The organism is Lactobacillus acetotolerans DSM 20749 = JCM 3825, from assembly GCF_001436775.1.
Taxonomy (GTDB): domain Bacteria; phylum Bacillota; class Bacilli; order Lactobacillales; family Lactobacillaceae; genus Lactobacillus; species Lactobacillus acetotolerans.
The window spans coordinates 8,511-16,033 of the sequence record NZ_AYZC01000037.1; the positions used below are offsets into that span (position 1 = coordinate 8,511).

Annotated in this window: 6 protein-coding genes and 1 tRNA gene; 3 read left to right on the forward strand and 4 right to left on the reverse strand. The window is 34.9% G+C overall.

Annotated features, from left to right (window positions below; all coding sequences use genetic code 11):
- Positions 1–388 precede the first annotated feature (388 nt).
- Entirely contained in the window at positions 389–1,036 is a 648-nt protein-coding gene (gene apf, locus FC77_RS06055) for an aggregation-promoting factor (protein ID WP_054682055.1), read from the reverse strand.
- 461 nt (positions 1,037–1,497) lie between these two features.
- Here apf and FC77_RS06060 point away from each other — a divergent pair, with 461 nt between their 5' ends.
- Entirely contained in the window at positions 1,498–2,865 is a 1,368-nt protein-coding gene (locus tag FC77_RS06060) for an FAD-dependent oxidoreductase (RefSeq protein WP_054682054.1), read from the forward strand.
- A gap of 293 nt (positions 2,866–3,158) precedes the next feature.
- On the opposite strand, the gene FC77_RS06065 is transcribed toward FC77_RS06060, so the two are convergent.
- The 3 genes from FC77_RS06065 to FC77_RS06075 form a co-directional block, all read right to left on the reverse strand.
- Positions 3,159–3,890, reverse strand: a complete 732-nt coding sequence (locus FC77_RS06065; protein ID WP_056970658.1) for an ABC transporter permease — start codon at positions 3,888–3,890, stop codon at positions 3,159–3,161.
- A gap of 221 nt (positions 3,891–4,111) precedes the next feature.
- Positions 4,112–4,184 (reverse strand) — tRNA-Thr (locus FC77_RS06070).
- A 122-nt stretch (positions 4,185–4,306) separates the two neighbouring features.
- On the reverse strand, positions 4,307–5,065 hold the full coding sequence (locus FC77_RS06075) for an NADPH-dependent oxidoreductase (protein ID WP_054682049.1): 759 nt from the start codon (positions 5,063–5,065) through the stop codon (positions 4,307–4,309).
- Positions 5,066–5,216: 151 nt separating this feature from the next.
- On the opposite strand from FC77_RS06075, the gene galE reads away from it, so the two are divergent.
- Complete coding sequence (gene galE / locus FC77_RS06080) at positions 5,217–6,209, forward strand: UDP-glucose 4-epimerase GalE (RefSeq protein WP_056970660.1); 993 nt, start codon at positions 5,217–5,219, stop codon at positions 6,207–6,209.
- 32 nt (positions 6,210–6,241) lie between these two features.
- The gene (locus tag FC77_RS06085) at positions 6,242–7,336 is read left to right on the forward strand and encodes a DUF871 domain-containing protein (protein ID WP_056970662.1); all 1,095 of its coding nucleotides are present in this window, start codon (positions 6,242–6,244) and stop codon (positions 7,334–7,336) included.
- The last annotated feature ends 187 nt before the right edge of the window (positions 7,337–7,523 follow it).

Here is a 7,523-nt window from a genome sequence, read left to right on the forward strand (position 1 = left end):
GTTAAAATAGATTTGATCTGCAAAAGTATTCTCTCCTTATAAATTATATATATCTCTTTGATTAATTTTCTAATTTGAACGACGTGCAACTAGGCACATCTCTTTCGTATGTCATCAACTGACAATATATATAGTACCCTGCGTAGATTGCAGAACCATATCTAGGAAGTTAAGAAAATATTACTTTGACAGATAATTTTGTAATATTCATAAATATATGACATCTGCAAAAGTGACAAATAGCGCTATAACAGGGTTTATCAATTTATTATGTAATAATTTAGGAAATTATGAAATAAAGTATTAGAGAAAATTTGCAAAATAAAAAGAAGACGGTTCAATGAACCATCTCCTTAAATTTTATTCAATTATTATTCAAATTTAGCCATTAGTACCAGCCATTTGATTGCCAGAATGATTTAGCAGCTGACCATGAACCATAACGGCTGCTTACATAATTGTCTGCAGCTTTTTCTTGGTTAGCAGCTGAGTAATCACCATTAAGGTAAGATGCTGAAAGTTGATACTTACCTACATATTGACCGTTACGTGCACCGTATGAACCACCAGATTCATGACTAGCAATCCAAGCCTTGGCACTTGCATCTGAACCAGATACATTTGAAGCACTGGATGCATTTGAAGAAGTATTAGTAGTAGTTGACTTAGCAGGTGCTGCATTTTCTTGTGTATCAGTAGTTACTTGCTTGGTTGCACCTTGACCACCATTCATATGCTTGGCCATAACCCATTGATCTTTACCTAAGTCATACCATTTATGACCCTTTGCATCATAAGCAGTCTTAATAACTTTCCATGAAGAATTACTTGGTAAAACTTGACCAGTAGCTTTTGGATTTTCGTAATTATTCCAAACACGAACTGAGTGATCTGAATTTACAGTGGCAACAGATACATCATTTTGAACTGTTGCGGCTTGTACGTTTTCAGTCTTTACACTATTCAATGCAACAACACCTGTTACGGATAACGCTGCTACAGCTGCTGATTTAACTAAGATAGATTTGATCTTCAAAAGTATTCTCTCCTTATAAATTATAAACTTTGTAGTAATTTCATATCTATTTCTCTTCTAACGAATTAAAAAAAATATGTCTCTTTAAATCCATCGGACTGTCTCTATACTACAAGGTGAAAATTTCAGAATCGTAACAGAAGTATCACTCAGGTATTAAGAAAACGTTACTCAATGAGACATTCCTGTAATATTTGTAACACAAATAATATAAAATTTTATTTTACATAAATGCTATTCCAGCAGCATTTATTACTAATATTGTATAGTACAAATATATGCATTTGCTGCTAGCAAATGGTCTAGACAAAAATGTATTTTGCAACATAACTACAAAGTAACTTTCCTTTTAATAATGTGAAATAAGTTCTAAAGCACTTTCTATGCTAGTTTAAATCTGCTGTGCTAATCTGAATATGAATGTATTAACCAAAGATACATCTTTATAGGAGGCTTTTTATATGGAAAAACAAAAAGTAGTTATTGTCGGTGCTTCTCATGGTGGTCATGAAGCAGCATTTGAAATTTTAGATCGTTATAAGAACGTCGACGTTACTGTTCTTGAAGCAGGTGACTTCGTTTCCTTTATGTCTTGTGGCATGAAGCTATTTCTTGAAGGTAAAACTACCGGCATGGACAATGTTAGAAACTTTAAGCCAGAAGATTTAACCAAAGTTGGTGGAAAGATCTTCAACAACACTAAAGCAACTAAACTTAATCCTGATAAGAAGACTGTTACAGTTACCCATACTGACAGTGGTAAAAATGAGGAAATTAAGTACGATAAGTTAATTATTTCTTCAGGTGTTAACCCTGCCAAGCTTCCTTTACCAGGAATCGACCTTAAGAACGTATTATTAATGCGTGGTTATGATTGGGCAAAGAAGATTAACGATGCTCAACATGACGATTCAATTAAGAATGTTGCCGTTATCGGTGCTGGTAATGGTATTGCTGCAGCTGAAGTTTTCGAAAAAGCTGGCAAAAATGTAACCTTGATCGATGCTGGACATAAGCCATTAGAGAACTACTTAAACGATGACTTCACTGATGTTTTTGAAAAAGAATTGAAGAAGAACAACGTTAAGCTAGCAATGGATACTAAAGTCGAAGGTTTTAAAGGTAACGGCAAAGTTGAAACTATTACCACTAATAAGGGTGACATTAAGACTGATCTCGTTATCATTGCCGTCGGCATTACTCCAAACACTGATTGGATTAAAGGTACAGTTGACTTAGATAAGCGTGGTTACATTAAGACTAATGATTATCTTAAGACCAATGTTGATGATGTATTCGCAATCGGGGACGCAATCTTCCCATTCAATATTCCAGCTAACACAAAGGTTCCAATTCCATCAGCTATCGCTGCAAGACATGAAGCACAATATGTTTCAGAACACTTATTTGAAGAAAAGCCAAGTCGCCCATTCAAAGGTATTGTTGGTGCACAATTACTTGAAGTATTCAACGCACACGCCATTACAACCGGTTTAAGCGAAAAGAATGCTAAACGTGCCGGCATCAATGCCAAAGAAATTGTATTAAAAGATCACTTAAGACCTGATTACATTCCAGATTCTGATAATCCTGAATGTTACATTTCAATTGTCTTCAATCAAGATACACACCAAGTTTTAGGCGGTTCAGTTCTTTCTTCTTACGATATAAGTGGTGAAGCTAACGTATTAAGCTTAGCAATCAGAAGCAAGTTGACTTTGGAAGACTTAGCCGAAGCTGACTTCTTCTTCTCACCAACTTATGATAAGCAATGGAATTTAGTTAACTTAGTTGCTCAAAAAGCCCTTAACTTATATAAAATTGTTTAAAACTAAATCCGAATAATAAATAAAAATTCCACATTATTACGATAGTGTGGAATTTTTTTATTCTTTAGTGCTATAGTAAAAATGTATTTTATATAGGAAGGAAAAAGTTAAATGAGTAAATACGTTGTTAAATTAAGCGGAAAAGATTTACAAATGATTAAGGATTGCCACTCAAAGAATCCAACAATCATGAAAGCCATAAAAGAAGCTAAAAAAGTAGAAGATTAATATCAAAAAATCGCGTTCACTATGAATGCGATTTTTTATTATATCTAGTTTTCTAACCAGTAATTTTATTTTTTCTTCCTATTAACAATCAAATTAATAAAAGCAACCACGAGTAATAAAATTACGCCCATTCCAGCTAAGACAAATACTACTTGCTCATCGGTTAAAAGATGTCCACCAAGTTTAATTTGACAACCTAGAAAATTTTTAAAACGTTTAACCAATGTCGTTGGCACTTGCTTCTTAATCTGATCAGACATAAGAAGATTACGCACAAAGATTGCTTGATAACTACCTGGTGTTAATTTTACTAAATCTTGTGCTACTTTCGGCAAAAGTCCAATTGGGAAATACGAGGCTACTAAAAAGCCCGATAATGCACCAAGAATTGAAGACATAATATTGAAAGTTTTCTCTTTATGAATAAAAGCAACAATAATTAAATTTAATACAGTATCAACGACAGCGGCTAAAAGCATAATGCCTAAACTAGGCCAAAGATCATTTACGAAAATTTTTATATGATCGGTTAAACTAAAATAAATGGTCACAATTGCAAAAACAAAAATCTGCATGACAAAAGAAATTAAACTAGCAGAAAGTATATAACTTAGAGATTGGGACAGCGGTGAGATATCAGTCAATCTAAGGTCGTCACTGGTTCTATTCACCCTATCGTCTACGAATTGGTTCAAGCCTTGAAATGAAGTGGTAATGCCAGCAATGGCAACTATTCCGGCAATAATCCACAAATCTAATAATTTGTTGGGATGAGCAAGCATTTCCCAACCATTCACTAATTTCTTTTGTAGAAAAAAGACCCTGACCTACTTTCATAGATAAGAGTCTTTATTCATTATTCCACTCTCAAAAAACCGCGTGCAAAAATTGCACTTTAACAAAAGAACAGAGTGCACTTAATGTGCATTATTTTTCTTTATACAAAAAAATTAACCTTAACTTATCTTCATAAAACGTTGATAAATCAAGGTTAATCAAGTAAAATGATACTTTTTTATGCTGATTGCCAGAATCGAACTGGCGACCTTTTCTTTACGAGGGAAACGCTCTACCGACTGAGCTAAATCAGCAATACTATACGTCATGCACACAACTCTATACATCACGTATAACAATAGAATTATACCAAAACTAGAAAAGCCATGCAATTGAATGCATGACTTTATTTTTTATCTACCTATATTATATTAAATTATTTCCAATCTAAGCATAGACCCTGCTTATGTAACTCTTCAGGTATCTGATCACGGTCTGTTTCGTGATTATCCAACTTCTTACCAGTAATCTGCTTAGTAAACGAATCAATCCGGCGGTTAGCATCCCTCAAATCGTAATAGGTTGTTACCACCTGATCATAATGCTTCAAATCCTTAACTTGAAAATCCTTATTATACTTATTCTCAAATGCCGTGAATTTCAAAGGCAAACGTGGTTTTAATTGCGGCTTTTGGTCAGGTATCCCTACCTGCATCCCCAAAACTGGAAAGGTCAACTTCGGTAAATCCAATACCTTCAACATCTTCAACGGATGATCATTAATCGTACCAAGTGGTACATATCCTAAATCCATGCTTTCAACCACATTAGCCACATTTTGAAAGGCTAACAAGGTATCTTCCATCGCCTGAAAGAAAATATCGGTTGTATGAACGCGACCATCATCTTTACCCAACTGTTTTCTGATCTGCTGATTACGGTATAAATCTACTACAAAGACAAACAAATCACCTTCGGCACCAACGTATTTTTGGTTACAAAGCTTTTGGATTTTTGCCCTCTTATCTTTATCGCTAATGTGCAAAATTGAAGCATTCTGCATAAACATACTGGTGGCAGTGTGTTGAAAAACAGTGTATAAAGTTTCCAAATGTTCTTTACTTAAAGTCTCATCTTTAAATTTACGGATTGATCTATGATTAATCTGTTTATCAATAGTTGAATTATGAAGCATTTTAATTCTTCTTTCTTTTCTATTACCTTTAGTAAGTATAAATTAAATTGCGAATATTTTCAACGTATTAATAATAGGTAGAGTCTGGCAAATTTTTTATTCTTTTTGTGCTAAACTTAGCTTAATAAATAATTATTATATGGAGGCAAAAATGCGCGTATTAGTTGTTGGCGGTGCCGGCTACATTGGCTCACACGCCGTCAGAGAATTAGCCAAAGAAGGCAATGACGTTGTTGTCCTTGACGCCTTGTACACCGGTCACAGAAAAGCGGTTGATCCAAAGGCAAAGTTTTATCAGGGTGATATTGAAAATACTTTTCTTGTAAGTAAGATCTTACGGGATGAAAAAATAGACGCTGTAATGCACTTTGCTGCCTATTCATTAGTCCCAGAATCCGTTAAAAAACCGTTGAAATATTACGATAATAATGTCACCGGTATGATTTCACTTCTGAAGGCAATGAACGATGCCCAAGTTAAGTACCTGATCTTTTCTTCCAGTGCGGCTACTTATGGTATTCCTAAAAAGTTGCCAATTACTGAAGACACAGTCCTTGACCCCATTAATCCATATGGTGAAACTAAGGTAATGATGGAAATGATCATGCATTGGGCCGATAAGGCAGACGGGATAAAGTCAATTGCCCTTCGTTACTTTAATGTCGCCGGTGCATCCAGTGATGGTAAAATTGGTGAAGACCACCACCCAGAAACCCACTTGATTCCTAACATTTTAAAGAGTGCAATTTCTGGTGACGGTAAATTTACCATCTTTGGGGATGATTACAATACCAAAGACGGCACAAACGTCCGTGATTACGTCCAAGTAGAAGATTTAATTGACGCACATATTTTGGCTTTAAAACATTTAATGCAAACAAATAAATCCGATGTCTTTAACTTGGGAACGGCTCATGGTTATTCCAACTTAGAGATCTTGAAATCCGCTAAAAAAGTCACCGGCATTGATATTCCTTATACCATGGGACCAAGACGTGGCGGCGATCCTGACTCATTAGTTGCTGACTCAACCAAAGCCAGGACTGTCTTAAGTTGGAAGCCTAAACATGAAAACGTTGATACAGTTATTGCTACCGCTTGGAAATGGCACAAAAACCATCCAAATGGTTATGCTGATATATAGAATATTTTTACACATAAATATAGGGGAAGTTTATGAAGCAACTAGGGATATCAATTTATCCAGATCAAAGTACCTTTGCTAAAGACAAAACTTATATGGATTTAGCAAAGAAATACGGTTATAAGCGAATATTTACGTCATTACTACAATTGATTGGTGACAACGGTGAAGACCTATTAAGCATATTCAAGAAAGACATTGATTATGCAAATAAGCTAGGCTTTAAAACAATCGTTGACATTAACCCCGCATTATTTAAAGAACTCAAGATCAACTACAAGGATTTAAGTTTTTTCAATAAACTAGGAGTATGGGGATTACGTTTAGACGAAGGCTTTACTGGTATTGAAGAAGCATTAATGACCCACAATCCGTACGGATTGAAAATTGAACTAAACATGAGCCGTGGAACTAATTATTTAGACAGTATCATGTCTTATGACCCAGACCGAAGTAATTTAATTGGTTGTCATAATTTTTATCCCCAAGAATACACCGGCTTAGGAGAAAATATTTTTTTAGATTATTCCAGGAAATACCGTAAGTATGGCTTGCATACCGCCGCATTTATCACTTCGCCAAGCGCAAAGATTGGTCCTTGGCCAGTTCACGAAGGTTTACCAACTTTAGAAAGTGATCGAAACAGGAGTATTGCCAGCCAAGTAACACATTTAAGACTAACTAATATGATAGATGACGTAATCATTGGTAACGCTTATGCTAGTGAAGAAGAATTGAAAGCTGCCGCTAAAGCTTTCAACAATCCCTTCCCAGTTTTACACGTAGACCTGAAGCCTGGACTTACAGAAACAGAAAAGAAAATAATTCTGAAAGATCCACACCTTTACCGTGGGGATGCATCCGATTATTTACTGCGTGATACCCACCCAAGAATCACTTATAGTGAGGAAAATATCCCAGCCCATGATAACAAAGGAACGTTTAATCGTGGCGATATTGTAGTGGTAAATGAAAAGTACGCCCGTTATAAGGGTGAGCTACAAATTGTCCTTCAACCCTTTGCAAATGATGGCAGGCGAAACTTAGTAGGTAAACTAAATCAGAATGATTCGGATTTATTGAAACTAATTAAACCTTGGAACACATTTGTTTTACAAGAAAACTAGACTAAAAAAGCTTTGCTGAAAATTTCAGTAAAGTTTTTTATATGGATAAAATTTTATTTATCCATTTCAACCGATTTCTCAACAACTCGTTCACTAATCATCATAAATGGTAAATAGAAGAATACACCAATTACGTGTGGTGCTAGTTAAATAAATTATTTATAAAAAAAGCCCAACAAAGTTAGAC